The following is a 12,982-nucleotide window of genomic DNA, read 5'->3' as shown; positions in this document are numbered from 1 at the left end:
GGTGACAGAGGTCACTCGAAATCGGTGTGCACGGATGGGGTGGTTCCGACGTCTCTTCCAGTGCGGACCCATCCACTCGGGGGTCCGTTCCGGAGTCTTTTCGGGAGTCCGTCCGGTCGTCAAGCAGTCCGCACCGCCGTCACACAAGGGAGCAAGGCGTTGTCCATCGTCATCGAGCAGCCCGTAGAGGCCCGTCTCGTCGCCGCCGCACCGCGGATGCCGAGCATTCCCGCCACCCTGCACTACGACCGACGGGACCCCTTCGCCGTCCGGATGACCTTCCCGGCGCCGGCCACCCTGGAGGGCGTCGAGGTCTGCTGGACCTTCGCCCGGGAACTCCTCGCGGCCGGTCTGCACGGCGCCGAGGGCCATGGCGACGTGCGGGTGCGGCCGTACGGCTTCGACCGCACCGTCCTGGAGTTCCACGCCCCCGAGGGCACCGCCGTCGTGCATGTCCACTCGTCCGAGGTGCGCCGCTTCCTGCAGGCCACCGGCGAGCTGGTGCCCGTCGGTCTCGAACACCTCCAGCTCGACCTCGACCACGACCTCGCCGAGCTGATGCGGGACGCCTGCTGAGCTAGTTCCCCCGCGCCAGCAGGGAGTTGAGCTCGCCGTAGCCGAGCCCTCCCGTCTGCGCGCCGTAGGTACCCGTGTCCAGCAGCTCCCGCGCGGCACGGCGGACCACGGCGTACGCGGCCAGCGCGACGCTGGAGCCCGCGCTCACGCGCGCGACGCCCAGCGCGGCCAGTTCGGCGACCGGCGGTGCGCCGGGGCCGACCAGCACATTGAGCGGCGCGTCGATCCCGTCGGCGAGTTCCTTGACCGTCCCCGGCTCGACGGCCCCGGGGACGAAGATGCCGTCGGCGCCCGCGGCCCGGAACGCGGCGGCCCGCTCCAGGGTCGCGTCCACTCCCCCGGCTCCCCGCAGATACGTGTCGATGCGGGCGTTGATGAACAGCGGCACGCCCTCCGCGTCGGCGGCCGCACGAGCGGCGGCAATGCGCTCGACCTGCTCGACGACGGGCCGCAGGACGCCCTCACCGCCGTAGAGCGCGTCCTCGATGTTCACCCCCACCGCGCCCGCGGCGAGCACCGCGCGGACCGTGTCGGCGACGCCCTCCGGATCCTTCGCGAAGCCGCTCTCGATGTCGGCGCTCACCGGTACGGCGACGGTCGCGGTGATGCGGACGAGCGCCTCCAGGGCCCGCTCGCGGTCCAACTGGTCCCCGTCCGGGACGCCGAGGGCCCAGGCGAGCCCCGCGCTGGTGGTCGCCACGGCGGACGCGCCCGCGTCCTCGACGATGCGGGCGCTCGCGGCGTCCCAAGCGTTCGGGAGGACGAGCGGACGCCCCGGCACATGCAGCGCGCGGAAGGCCAGAGCCCGGTCACGGAGGGTGTTCTGGTTCGTCATACGCCCCACTCAAGCAGCCGCGGGCGCGCCCTGGCTGGCAGGAATCCGACATCGGCGTGAGGGGCGCGGGCTGCCGTTTAATGCGTTGACAGCCCCCCGAGACCGTTCGTAGCGTTGCCCTTGCTTCTGTTGCCGTCGATCGGAGTAGGACGTTGCTCGTCTGAGGTTCTGAGACACCGCGTCACACACCCCTGAGGTGTGTCCGCCGTGTACGACCTCGGCGTCCGAGCCGTCCTCCGGAACAGGGCCTTTCCCCTCTGCCCCGGGACCACTCTCCCGCCTCGCGGTGTCTCGATACGCGTCCGCCCATGACCGCATCAAGCAACCGCGAGGCCCTCATGCATACCTCCGTCACCTGTACGTCCCTCTCCTTCGCGTGGGCCGACGGCACCTCGGTCTTCGAGGACCTGGACGCCGCCTTCGGACCCGGCAGAACCGGGCTCGTCGGCGTCAACGGATCAGGGAAATCAACCCTGTTGAAGCTCATCGCAGGCCAACTCGCCCCGGCCGACGGCACTGTGCGGGTCGCGGGCGAGGTCGGCTACCTCCCGCAGAACGTCACACTCGACACCGCCCTGCGCGTCGACGAGACACTCGGCATCGCCGCTCAACGCGCCGCCCTGCACGCCATCGAGGCCGGTGACGCGGCCGAGGAGCACTTCGAGACACTCGGCGACGACTGGGACGTGGAAGAGCGCGCGCTCGCCACACTCGGTGAACTCGGGCTCGGGCACATCGACTTGGACCGCACCATCGGCGAGGTGTCGGGCGGCGAGTCGGTACTGCTGCGGCTGGCCGCGCTGTTGCTCAGCAGGCCGGACGTCCTGCTCCTCGACGAACCGACCAACAACCTCGACCTGTACGCGCGCAGGCGGCTGTACTCGGCCGTCGCGTCCTGGCCGGGAGTGATGATCGTGGTCAGCCACGACCGCGAACTCCTCGACCTCGTCGACCAGATCGCCGACCTGCGCTCCGGCGAGATCACCTGGTACGGCGGCAACTACTCCGCCTACGAGGAGGCCCTCAGCACCGAACAGGACGCCGCCGAACGGATGGTGCGCGTCGCCGAGGCGGACTTCCGCAAACAGAAACGCGAACTGTCCGACGCCCAGGTCAAGTTGGCCCGCCGCAAGAAGTACGGACAGAAGATGTTCGAGCAGAAGCGCGAGCCGAAGATCGTCATGGGCGCGCGCAGGCGGTCCGCGCAGGAGTCCGCCGGCAAGCACCGCATCCTGCACGAGGAGCGGCTGGCCGAGGCGAGGGAACGGCTCGACGAGGCGGTGGAGGCCGTACGGGACGACGACGAGATCCGCGTCGACCTGCCGTACACGGCCGTACCACCGGGTCGTCAGGTCCTGACCCTCCTGGACCTGGAACTCGCGTACGGCGCGCGGGTGGGCGGCGGCCTCGATCTGCGCGGGCCGGAGCGGATCGCGCTGATCGGGCGCAACGGCGCGGGCAAGACGACCCTGCTGCGCACGATCGCCGGGGAGCTGGAGCCGGTGTCGGGCGAGGCGGTGACACATGTCCCGCTGCGCTTCCTGCCGCAGCGGCTCGACGTGCTCGACGGTGAGCTGACCGTGGTCGAGAACGTGGCCCGGTTCGCACCGGGCGCCACCAACAACCGGGTCCGGGCGCGGCTGGCGCGCTTCCTGTTCCGGGGTGCCCGCGCCGACCAGAAGGCGGCGACCCTGTCCGGCGGCGAACGCTTCCGGGCGGCGCTGGCCGCGCTGATGCTGGCGGAGCCAGCCCCGCAGCTGCTGATGCTGGACGAGCCGACGAACAACCTCGACATGGCGAGCGTGCGGCAGCTCACCACGGCGCTGGAGTCGTACGAAGGGGCGTTGATCGTGGCCAGTCACGACCTGCCGTTCCTCGAATCGATCGGCATCACGCGCTGGCTGCTGCTGGACGGGGAGCTGCGGACGATCACACCGGAGGAGGTCGCCGACCCGGCCTGAGGTCCCTCGCGCGCATCTCAGGAGGGCCACATCCTCACGGCAGGGGTTTTGTCGGCACGGACGGGTGACGCATGATGGCCAACCGGTGCCGTGACACCAGCGCCGAAACGATCCCGCCGATACGGAGTCCCGCTCGTGCCCAGCCAGAAGGCCCTCGTCCGCCGCCCCAGCCCGCTCCTGGCCGAGGGGCTGGTCACGCACATCGAGCGGGAGAAGGTCGACGTCGAGCAAGCCGTCGAGCAGTGGGAGGCGTACGTCCAGACGCTCCGGGTGCACGGCTGGGAGACGATCGAGGTGGACGCGGCCGACGACTGCCCCGACTCCGTGTTCGTCGAGGACGCGGTGGTCATCTACAAGAACGTGGCGCTGATCACCCGTCCCGGCGCCGACTCCCGGCGCGAGGAGACCGGCGGGGTCGAGGAGGCGGTGGCCCGGCTGGGCTGCTCGGTGAACTGGATCTGGGAGCCCGGCACCCTGGAGGGCGGTGACGTGCTCAAGGTCGACGACACGATCTACGTCGGCCGGGGCGGTCGTACGAACGCGGCCGGCATCCAGCAGCTGCGGGCCGTGTTCGAGCCGCTCGGGGCGCGTGTGGTGACGGTGCCCGTGAGCAAGGTGCTGCATCTGAAGTCGGCGGTCACCGCGCTGCCCGACGGAACGGTGCTCGGGCACATCCCGAAGGTGGACCGGCCCTCGCTGTTCCCGCGTTTCCTGTCGGTGCCCGAGGAGGCCGGTGCGCATGTGGTGCTGCTCGGCGGCGACAAGCTGCTGATGGCGGCGAGCGCGCCCAAGACGGCCGACCTGCTCGGCGATCTCGGCTACGAGCCGGTCGTGGTGGACATCAGCGAGTTCGAGAAGCTCGAAGGATGTGTGACGTGCCTCTCGGTCAGGCTCCGGGACCTGTACGCCTGACCGGGTGATCGAACCACCCGTTCGGCGCCGGGACCTGCGGTCCTCGCACTGTTCGGGATTTCCCGGGAATACGGCCTGAACAGCGATCTTTACAGCGCCCTTAACCTACGGTCTCGTAACCTACGGTTTCGTAGCCTACGATTCCGTAAGTTGCACAGACCCCGGCACCGCTCGCCGGTTTGTTCAGTTTTGCACCACGTCCCCCTGGAGTCCCCGTGACGATCACTTCACCGCACCTCGGCAGCCCCGCAGTCTGGACCGACGCCAAGCTGCTGTACGCGTTGGAGGAAGTCGTCGAGACGGAGCTCAACCGGCACCTCAAGGTCACCAAGGACTGGATGCCGCACGAGTACGTGCCGTGGAGCGACGCCCGGAACTTCCCCGGCTTCTTCGAGGACGGCGAGGCCTGGGGCAAGGAGCAGTCCAAGGTCACCGAGATCGGCCGCATCGCCCTCGTCGTGAACCTCCTTACGGAGGACAACCTCCCCAGCTACCACCACGAGATCGCCTCGCTCTTCGGCCGGGACGGCGCCTGGGGCACCTGGGTGCACCGCTGGACGGCCGAGGAAGGCCGGCACGGCATCGTGATGCGGGACTACCTGCTCGCCTCGCGCGCGGTCGACCCGGACAAGCTGGAAGCCTTCCGCATGCAGCACATGAGCGAGGGCTTCGAGTCGGACAACCGGCACTCGATGCTGCACTCCGTCGCGTACGTCGCGTTCCAGGAGCTGGCCACGCGCGTCTCGCACCGCAACACCGGCCACCAGTCGGGCGACCCGGTCTGCGACCGCATGCTGGCCCGTATCGCGACCGACGAGAACCTCCACATGGTCTTCTACCGCAACCTCCTGAAGGCCGCGTTCGAGCTCGCCCCCGACCTCACCATGCAGGCCGTGCGCGACGTCCTCGTCAACTTCCGGATGCCCGGTCACGGCATGCCCGGCTTCGAGCGGTTCGCCGCCCAGATGGCCATCGGCGAGGTCTACAACCTGCGCATCCACCACGACGACGTCATCCAGCCCGTGCTGCGCTTCCTGAAGGTCATGGAGATCGACGGTCTCGGCCCCGAGGGCCAGCAGGCCCAGGAGGAGATCGGCCTGTACATGGGCGGCCTGGACTCCGAGGCCTCGAAGTTCGACGAGAAGCTGGCGACCCGCAAGGCCCGCATGGCGGCCCGCGCGAGCGCCTGACCGGCAGACGGTCACCAAGGCGGACCGGCACCGCCTGCTGGGCGGTGCCGGCGCGGCTGAGCCGACCCCGTTCAGCGGGAGTTGGTGCGCCTGATCTCCAGGCGTTCCTTCTCCGAGAGACCGCCCCACACGCCGAAGCGCTCGTCGTTGTCGAGGGCGTACTCCAGACAGGCCGAGCGGATCGGGCACATGCCGCAGATCCGCTTCGCTTCCCTCACGGAGCTCCCGGGCTCGGGGAAGAAGAAGTCCGCCCCGGTCTGCGCGCACAACGCCTCCTGCTGCCAGTCCAGGTCGGGCGAGGTGATCGTGTCGATGTGCATGGCCAGGATCGTGCCGCCCGGCGAAAAACGTTCGATCAACGCCCGATCAACGCCGCGCTCCGAGGCCTCCGGCCGCCCCGATGATGGCCCCGCGCCCGGCACCGGCGCACGGCGGCGCGCGGAACCGCATGAAAACACGGAGAACTTCAGCCGTCACCGAGGGTAACCGCCGCCGTGTCCCCGCTCCGCCGCGGCACTGCGGCAGCGATTGTCAGTGGGCGGTGCAAGACTCGGCAGTGCAGAGAACGGGACCCTTCAACAAGGAGGGCAATGATGCTCACCACCCGTTTCGTCAACGGCGCTCCGAACTGGCTGGATGTCGGCTCGCCCGACATCGACAGCGCCATCTCCTTCTACGGCGGACTCTTCGGCTGGCAGTTCCAGTCGGCGGGACCCGAGGCCGGCGGCTACGGCTTCTTCCAACTCGACGGCAAAACAGTCGCCGGCGGCATGCCACTGCCCCCGGAGCACGACGCGTCCGCCTGGTCCGTGTACTTCCAGAGCCCGGACGCGGAGGCCACGGCCAAGGCGGTGGAGCAGGCGCACGGCGCGGTCCTGTTCCAGCCCATGGACGTGATGGGCGAGGGACACATGGCGGTCCTCAGGGACCCGGCGGGCGCTGCGTTCGGCGTCTGGCAGCCGGGGCGGACCAAGGGTGTCGACGTCGCGGGCGTCCCCGGATCGCTGACCTGGGTGGAGTTGTACACACCCGACATCGCCGCGGCCGCCGCGTTCTACAACGCGACGCTGGGCCTGGAGACTTCGGCCGTGCCCTTCCCCGGCGGCGACTACACCTGCCTCAACCCGGCCGAGGGCGGGGAGGACGCGATGTTCGGCGGTGTCGTCCCGCTCGACGTCGATCCGACGGGCGCGCCCTCGGGGGCGTACTGGCTGGCGTACTTCGAGGTCGCCGACGTGGACGCGACCGTGGCCAAGGCGCAGGAGACGGGCGGCGGGGTCGCCGTGCCCGCCGCGACCATGGAGGGCGTCGGCCGCATGGCCCAGCTCACCGATCCGCACGGCGCCCGTTTCGCGGTCATCAAGAGCGAGCCGCCGCAGGGCTGACGCGGCTCCTGCGCCGGGACCAGGCTTACGCGGAGGCGCGGTGGATCAGTGTGGTCGGCAGGATCACGCTGGACGGCGCGCCTCCGATGCCGTCCCGGACCCCCCGGGGGTCGAGGCCGCGCAGCAGCAGGCGGGCCATCAACCGGCCCATCTCCTCGATGTCCTGGCGGACCGTCGTGAGCGGCGGCTCGGTCTGCTCGGCGACCGGGAGCATGTCGTCGAAGCCGATCACGGCCACGTCCTCGGGCACCCGCAGCCCCTCCTCGCGCAGCACCTTCATGGCGCCGTAGGCGGTGAGGTCGTTGGCGGCGAACACGGCGTCCACGTCGGGGCAGCGGTCGAGGAGTTCCCGCATCGCGCGCTCGCCGCCGCCCGGCGTGAAGTCGCTCTCCACGATCAGCCGGGGGTCGACGTCGACCATGACGTCCCGGAACCCGTCGAGCCGGTCCACCGCGGACGTCTGGTCGAGGGCGCCGGTGATGTGCGCGATCCGGGTCCGGCCGAGCCCGACGAGGTGCCGTACGGCCTCACGGGCGCCGCCCCGGTTGTCGCAGTCGACGTACACCGTGGGTCCGGACGCGCGTGTCCCCTCGCTCCAGGAGGGCCGGCCGCCGAACACCGTCGGGACACCGGCCCGTTGGATCAGCCCGGGCAGCGGGTCGTCGAGATGCAGCGAGAAGACGAGCGCGCCGTCCACATGGCCGCCGGCGAGATAGCGGCCGACGCGGGCGTGGTCGGCGCGTCCTTCCGTCAGCAGCAGCACGAGTTGGGAGTCGTGGGACGTCAACTCCTTGCTGATACCCCTGAGTTGCATGGCGAAGAAGGGGTCGGCGAAGACGCGGGTCTCCGGTTCGGCGATCACCACGGCGATGGCGTCGTGCCGCCTCGTCACCAGGCTGCGGGCCGCCTGGTTGGGGACGTACCCGAGTTCCTCCACGGCCTGCCGGACGCGCTCGACGAGCGATTCCCGTACCCCGTCCCCGCCGTTGACCACCCTGGACACGGTGGCCCGCGACACCCCCGCCCGCGCGGCCACGGCCTCCAGCGTGGGACGCGGTGCTGTCTCGGTCACTTCTGGGCCCCTCCTCGACGATGCGGATCAGGATAGCCGCGGCCGAACCCGATGGTGAGAGCGCTCCCAAGACTGGGTGGCCTCCTCGAACTCGACCGCCCCCGTCACTCACCCCAGCAGATCCACCCGCCGCCCGATCCCGTCCCGCTCCGCCCGCTCGTACGCCAGCCAGGCGAGCGCCAGGTCCTGCCACGGCAGCCCGACGGGGGCGTAGACGGAACGGGAGGTGGGGTCCGTCCGTCCCGGGTGGTCCCCGCGCAGTACGTCGCCGAGTGTCGCGTCGATGTCCGTCGGCTCCAAAGCGCCCACGGACGCGACCAGTTGGCGGTCGTCCACGACGACGAGTGCCGCGCCGAGCAGGTCGTCGGCGAGTTCCCGTTTGCCGGGCTCGTCGGCGCCCAGGCTCGTGAAGTGCTGTCCCTTCCGGGTGTCCGCGAGGGACAGCAGCGGTGTGCGGGACCAGGTCGCCAGCAGGACGATGTCGGCGGCCGAGGCGATCTCCGTCGCCGAGCCCAGCACCCGGCCGCCGTGGCGCTCGGCGAACTCGGCCGCGCGGTCGAAGTCCGTGTCGTGGACGACGAGTTCGCCGTGGGACCGCAGCGCGCCCAGCCCCCGCACCATCAACTCGGCCTGCGCCCCGGCGCCGATCACCCCCACCACCGCGCCCTCCGCCGCTCCCGCCAGGACATGGGTGCCGAGCGCCGCCGCCAGTCCGGTACGCCACGCGGTCACTGTCGCCGAGTCCAGCAGGGCGAGCAACGTGCCGTCCCTGCCGCTGTGCAGACAGAGCACCCCTCTCAACGCGGGCCGCGCGCCGGGGAACTTGGCGTTGACCTTCACCGTGTAGGCCTCGATCCCGGGCAGCAGTCCGGGCAGCAGGGCGGTGGCCGTACCGGGGAACGGCAGGTCGGTGCGCACCCGTTGGCCCGGGATCGCCGACGCGGCCCCCGTGGCGAGGAAGCCGTCGCGCAGCGCGGCGAGGCAGGCCGAGGGTTCCAACAGGCCACCGAGGTCGCTTCGTGTCAGTAGGCGAGTCATTCGCTCATGGTGCGTCGGAGTCGGGGCCGGCGGCGGAGTCAGGAGCAGGGGCGGGAGCAGGGTCCTTCTTCGCCCGGCTCGGCTGCACCCGCTTCGGCTCCCCCGGCATCTTCGGGTACTCCGGCGGGTACGGCAGATCACCGAGTCCGTGGTCGTGTTCGTCGCGGCGGGCGAGTTCGAGGAGGGCGTCGAGGGAGAAGCGGTGGTCGTCCATGTCGGCGTGCACATCGCCGAGTTCGGCGAAGCGGGCCGGCATGGTCGCCAGGTCGAAGTCGCGGGGGTGCGCGGTATCGACCTCGTCCCAGCGCAGGGGTGCCGAGACGGGGGCGTGCGGGCGGGGTCGTACGGAGTAGGCGGAGGCGATGGTGCGGTCGCGGGCGGTCTGGTTGTAGTCGACGAAGATGCGCTCGCCGCGCTCCTCCTTCCACCACTTGATCGTCACCCGGTCGGGCATCCGGCGTTCCAGTTCACGTCCGACGGCAATGGCCGCGCGGCGGACCTGGGTGAAGGTCCAGCGCGGCTCGATGGGTACGAAGACGTGCAGGCCGCGCCCGCCGGAGGTCTTCGGGAAGCCCTTCAGGCCGCCGAACTCGTCGAGTACGGCGCGCAGTTCGTGGGCGGCGCGGACCGCGTCGTCGTAGTCGGTGCCGGGCTGCGGGTCGAGGTCGATACGGAGCTCGTCGGGGCTGTCGACGTCGTCACGGCGCACGGGCCACGGGTGGAAGGTGAGCGTCCCGTACTGGGCGGCCCACAGGACGGCGGCCTCCTCGGTGGGGCACATCTCGTCGGCGCTGCGCCCGCTGGGGAAGGTGATGTGGGCGGTCGGGATCCAGTCGGGCATGTTCTTGGGCGCCCGCTTCTGGAAGAAGTTCTCGCCCTCGACGCCGTCCGGATAGCGCTCCAGGGTGGTGGGGCGGTCTCGCAGGGCGCGGAGGATTCCGGGGCCGACCGCGATGTAGTACCGGGCGAGGTCCAGCTTGGTGAAGCCCCGCTCCGGGAAGAAGATCTTGTCGGGACTGGACAGCCGTACGGTCCGGCCGCCCGCCTCCAGTTCCACCGCTTCGCCCATGCGAGCCACGGTAGGCCCGCCGCACAAAGCTCGCACACCGGGCGACAAGCGGCGCACGAGAGCAGAATCGAGGGCATGGATCTGCCGGTGATGCCGCCCGTGAAGCCGATGCTCGCCAAGTCGGTGGCGAGGATTCCGCCGGGCATGCACTACGAGGCGAAGTGGGACGGCTTCCGGGCGATCGTGTTCCGTGACGGCACGGAGGTCGAGCTGGGCAGTCGTACCGGAAAGCCGCTGACCAGGTACTTTCCCGAGCTGGTCGAGGCGCTGAAGGTACGCGTGCCGCAGCGGTGTGTGCTGGACGGGGAGATCGTGATCGCGAGGGACGGGCGGCTCGACTTCGACGCGCTGACGGAGCGCATCCATCCGGCCGACTCGCGGGTGCGGACGCTGGCCGAGCGGACTCCGGCCTCGTTCGTGGCCTTCGACCTGCTGGCCCTGGCCGACGAGTCCCTGCTGGACATGGAGCTGGGCGACCGCAGGGCGCTCCTGGCCCGGGCGCTGGGCGACGCGACCGCACCCGTGCATCTGGCGCCCGCGACGACCGACATCGAGGTGGCGCAGCGGTGGTTCGAGCAGTACGAGGGGGCCGGGCTCGACGGTGTCGTCGCCAAGCCGCTGGACCTGCGCTACCGCCAGGACGAGCGCGCGATGTTCAAGATCAAGCACGAGCGGACCGCTGATGCCGTCGTCGCGGGCTACCGCCTCCACAAGAGCGGCCCCGTCGTGGGCTCGCTCCTTCTCGGCCTCTACGACGATCACGGCGCCCTGCAGCACGTGGGGGTGTCCGCCGCCTTCACCATGAAGCGCCGCGCCGAACTCATCGACGAGCTGGCGCCGCTGCGCATGGACGACCCGACGGGACATCCCTGGGCGGCCTGGGCGGAGGAGGCCGCCCACGAGACGGCCCGGCTGCCGGGGGCGCCGAGCCGCTGGTCGGGCAAGAAGGACCTCTCCTGGGTGCCGCTCAGGCCGGAGCGGGTGGCCGAGGTGGCGTACGACCACATGGAGAACGGCGCACGCTTCCGGCACACGGCGCGTTTCCGCCGCTGGCGCCCGGACCGGACGCCCGAGAGCTGCACCTACGCACAGTTGGAGGAGCCCGTCCGCTACGACCTCGCGGAGATCCTCGGCCCGCGGGATACGCCGGACTGACCCCCTCCGCATCTCGTGGTGGGCCGATCGGCGCAATCAGCGCGCACAAACACAACCGAGCGGGTATGGCCATCAATGAACTTATAAGAGCACAATCGAAAACACAGACTTGGTGGCAACGGTGGGCATGGGACGAAGAACGCCTCGGCGGCGCGGCGTGACGAGAGCGGCGCTGCTGGCCGCCACGATGACGGCCTCCCTGGCGGTCGGCTGCACGGCACGGCACGGCGGCCCCGTCGACGACGGGCGCGGACAGAGCCAGTCCCCGACGCAGAGCCCGAGCAGCAGCGGCGGCACGGTCGCCCCCGCCGCCGGTCCGCTCCTCGCGGTGAAGATCGACAATGTGCCCGCGGCCCGTCCGCAGACGGGTCTGGACTCTGCGGACATCGTGTACGCAGAGCAGGTCGAGGGCGGACTGAGCCGGCTGATGGCGGTGTTCGCCACCAAGCTGCCCAAGTCCGTCGGACCGGTGCGCAGCGCCCGCGTCTCCGACCTGGAACTGCTGCGCCAGTTCGACGACCCGACGCTCGCGTTCTCCGGGGCCCAGCACAAACTGCTGCCGCTGATCGCCAAGGCGCCGCTGCGCTCGGCCTCTCCGGACGAGGTGTCCAGCGCCTACTACCGGGGTGTCGACAAGTCCGCCCCGCACAACCTCTACCTCCGCCCGAACAAGCTGCTCTCCTCCGCCCCGGGCGCGGCGGCCCTGACGACCGGCTTCCACTACGGCACGGCCCCCGCGGGCGGCACGGCCACGGCCGCCCGCACCGTGCGCTATCCGGCGGCCCGCTTCACGTTCACCTGGTCCGGGAGCAAGCACCGCTGGCTGGTCACCGAGGACGGCACGCCCACCGTGACGACCGACGGCAAGCGGGTGGCCCCGGCCACTGTCGTCATCCAGTACGTGAAGATCCGCAAGTCCAAGTACCACGACGTCCTCGGCAACAACACGCCGTACACCGAGACGGTCGGCTCGGGGAAGGCGGACGTCCTGCGTGACGGCCGTACGTACAGCGTCGACTGGAAACGGCAGAAGGCCACGGACGGAACCGCGTTCACCGCTTCGGACGGAACACCGGTGAACTTCGCGAAGGGCCAGGTCTGGGTGGTGTTCGCGAAGGCATGACGCTCGGCGGCGAAGGCCTAACCCTGGGCAGCGAGGGGCTCCGTGGGATTGCGGAGCCCCTCCGCCGCGTCCGAGACCCGTTGGATGAGGTCGAAGAAGACGGTCTGTTCCGCGGCGGAGAGGGGGGCCAGGAAGACCTGGTTCATCCGGGCCGTGCGCACGATCAGTTTGCGGTGGGTGCGGATGCCGTCGTCGGTGAGGCACAGCAGGAAACGGCGGCCGTCCTGCGGATCGCGCACCTTGTCGAGGAGCCCGCGGCGGCTCAGCCGGCTGATCACCTCGGCGATGGTGGACCGGTCCAGGCCCACCCGCTCCCCCACCGTGCGCTGGTCGAGCCCCGGCTCGTCGACGAGCGCGTTGAGCACCGCGAACTGCGGCGAGGTGATCTCCTCGGAGACCATCGTGTTCCACAGCAGATAGTGCGCCTGCTGCAGTCGCCGGGCGAGGTGCCCGGGGTGGGTGGTGAGGTCCACCGCGGCCATGTGCCCTCCCGAAGTCATATTCATCCGTGCACTGAACGATACCGGGAGGCCCTACGGCCGAGTCCAGCCCTGTGCACCGAGCTGACCTCGCCCTTCTCCTGGGCCTTGACGCGGGGCTGCCACAGTGACAGCGTGAAGGAAACTTCACCGAAATGCTCAGTGCCCTGATGAACTGCTGACCGGG

Annotated in this window: 13 protein-coding genes; 7 read left to right on the top strand and 6 right to left on the bottom strand. The window is 70.5% G+C overall.

What is annotated here, in order from left to right:
- Window positions 1-159: 159 nt before the first annotated feature.
- The gene (locus AB0I69_RS14300; protein WP_363095915.1) at window positions 160-576 is read left to right on the top strand and encodes an SsgA family sporulation/cell division regulator; all 417 of its coding nucleotides are present in this window, start codon (window positions 160-162) and stop codon (window positions 574-576) included.
- Window position 577: 1 nt separating this feature from the next.
- On the opposite strand, the gene AB0I69_RS14295 is transcribed toward AB0I69_RS14300, so the two are convergent.
- Window positions 578-1,411: an isocitrate lyase/phosphoenolpyruvate mutase family protein gene (locus tag AB0I69_RS14295; RefSeq protein ID WP_363095914.1), complete on the bottom strand. Its 834-nt coding sequence runs from the start codon at window positions 1,409-1,411 to the stop codon at window positions 578-580.
- 338 nt (window positions 1,412-1,749) lie between these two features.
- Between AB0I69_RS14295 and AB0I69_RS14290 the strand changes: the two genes are divergently transcribed.
- The 3 genes from AB0I69_RS14290 to AB0I69_RS14280 all read left to right on the top strand — a co-directional run bounded on the left by AB0I69_RS14290 (window position 1,750) and on the right by AB0I69_RS14280 (window position 5,474).
- Window positions 1,750-3,372, top strand: coding sequence for an ABC-F family ATP-binding cassette domain-containing protein (locus tag AB0I69_RS14290; RefSeq protein WP_363096144.1), 1,623 nt, complete (start codon window positions 1,750-1,752; stop codon window positions 3,370-3,372).
- Between the two features lie 135 nt (window positions 3,373-3,507).
- Window positions 3,508-4,284 carry a dimethylargininase gene (gene ddaH / locus AB0I69_RS14285; protein ID WP_363095913.1) on the top strand — a complete coding sequence of 259 codons (777 nt, stop codon included), beginning with the start codon at window positions 3,508-3,510 and terminating at the stop codon, window positions 4,282-4,284.
- A 215-nt stretch (window positions 4,285-4,499) separates the two neighbouring features.
- The gene (locus AB0I69_RS14280; protein ID WP_033281713.1) at window positions 4,500-5,474 is read left to right on the top strand and encodes an acyl-ACP desaturase; all 975 of its coding nucleotides are present in this window, start codon (window positions 4,500-4,502) and stop codon (window positions 5,472-5,474) included.
- Window positions 5,475-5,545: 71 nt separating this feature from the next.
- Here the strand turns inward: AB0I69_RS14280 and AB0I69_RS14275 are convergent, their stop codons facing one another.
- Window positions 5,546-5,794: a WhiB family transcriptional regulator gene (locus tag AB0I69_RS14275; RefSeq protein WP_363095912.1), complete on the bottom strand. Its 249-nt coding sequence runs from the start codon at window positions 5,792-5,794 to the stop codon at window positions 5,546-5,548.
- Window positions 5,795-6,067: 273 nt separating this feature from the next.
- Here AB0I69_RS14275 and AB0I69_RS14270 point away from each other — a divergent pair, with 273 nt between their 5' ends.
- The gene (locus tag AB0I69_RS14270; protein ID WP_363096143.1) at window positions 6,068-6,859 is read left to right on the top strand and encodes a VOC family protein; all 792 of its coding nucleotides are present in this window, start codon (window positions 6,068-6,070) and stop codon (window positions 6,857-6,859) included.
- A 25-nt stretch (window positions 6,860-6,884) separates the two neighbouring features.
- On the opposite strand, the gene AB0I69_RS14265 is transcribed toward AB0I69_RS14270, so the two are convergent.
- The 3 genes from AB0I69_RS14265 to ligD form a co-directional block, all read right to left on the bottom strand.
- On the bottom strand, window positions 6,885-7,931 hold the full coding sequence (locus AB0I69_RS14265; RefSeq protein WP_363095911.1) for a LacI family DNA-binding transcriptional regulator: 1,047 nt from the start codon (window positions 7,929-7,931) through the stop codon (window positions 6,885-6,887).
- A 108-nt stretch (window positions 7,932-8,039) separates the two neighbouring features.
- The gene (locus AB0I69_RS14260; protein ID WP_363095910.1) at window positions 8,040-8,969 is read right to left on the bottom strand and encodes an ornithine cyclodeaminase family protein; all 930 of its coding nucleotides are present in this window, start codon (window positions 8,967-8,969) and stop codon (window positions 8,040-8,042) included.
- A gap of 4 nt (window positions 8,970-8,973) precedes the next feature.
- A complete protein-coding gene (gene ligD / locus AB0I69_RS14255; RefSeq protein ID WP_363095909.1) occupies window positions 8,974-10,038 on the bottom strand; it encodes a non-homologous end-joining DNA ligase in 1,065 nt (354 codons plus the stop codon).
- A gap of 75 nt (window positions 10,039-10,113) precedes the next feature.
- On the opposite strand from ligD, the gene AB0I69_RS14250 reads away from it, so the two are divergent.
- Together AB0I69_RS14250 and AB0I69_RS14245 are read left to right on the top strand one after the other, a co-directional pair.
- Entirely contained in the window at window positions 10,114-11,193 is a 1,080-nt protein-coding gene (locus AB0I69_RS14250; RefSeq protein ID WP_363095908.1) for an ATP-dependent DNA ligase, read from the top strand.
- A 127-nt stretch (window positions 11,194-11,320) separates the two neighbouring features.
- Window positions 11,321-12,316, top strand: a complete 996-nt coding sequence (locus AB0I69_RS14245) for a DUF3048 domain-containing protein (protein ID WP_363095907.1) — start codon at window positions 11,321-11,323, stop codon at window positions 12,314-12,316.
- Between the two features lie 17 nt (window positions 12,317-12,333).
- Here the strand turns inward: AB0I69_RS14245 and AB0I69_RS14240 are convergent, their stop codons facing one another.
- Window positions 12,334-12,798: a MarR family transcriptional regulator gene (locus tag AB0I69_RS14240; RefSeq protein ID WP_363095906.1), complete on the bottom strand. Its 465-nt coding sequence runs from the start codon at window positions 12,796-12,798 to the stop codon at window positions 12,334-12,336.
- Between the last annotated feature and the right edge of the window lie 184 nt (window positions 12,799-12,982).

It is taken from the genome of Streptomyces sp. NPDC050508, from assembly GCF_040655155.1.
Classification (GTDB): Bacteria; Actinomycetota; Actinomycetes; order Streptomycetales; family Streptomycetaceae; genus Streptomyces.
Note: the sequence above shows the minus strand (reverse complement) of the source record. Positions and strands in the feature narration are given on the sequence as shown.